Here is a 360-nt window from a genome sequence, read left to right as displayed (position 1 = left end):
GCCTCACTCAAGAGCTCAACCAACACGCACAGCAACAAGCCGCCAAACTGCTCGTGCGGGGTTTAGCTCATGAGATCAAAAATCCACTTGGCGGATTACGCGGTGCGGCGCAGCTGCTGGAAAAAATGTTGCCCGATCCATCGTTAACCGAATACGCCCACATCATTATCGAACAAGCCGATCGACTAAGAGCATTAGTCGACCGCCTACTTGGCCCACAGAAACCGGGCAAAAAGACACAAGAAAATCTACACCAAATTCTGGAGAAAGTACGCCAACTGGTCGAGTTAGAATCTCAAAACTCTATCATCATCGAACGTGACTACGACCCTAGCTTGCCCGAGATTTTGATGGATGCAG

1 protein-coding gene is annotated in these 360 nt (G+C 49.7%); it reads left to right on the top strand.

Annotation, left to right across the window (positions count from 1 at the left end):
• A partial coding sequence (locus R7190_RS28560; RefSeq protein ID WP_318138020.1) for a histidine kinase dimerization/phospho-acceptor domain-containing protein occupies positions 1-360 on the top strand: 360 nt, incomplete at both ends.

The sequence above is a fragment of the Vibrio sp. 1078-1 genome (assembly GCF_033340475.1).
Note: the sequence above shows the minus strand (reverse complement) of the source record. Positions and strands in the feature narration are given on the sequence as shown.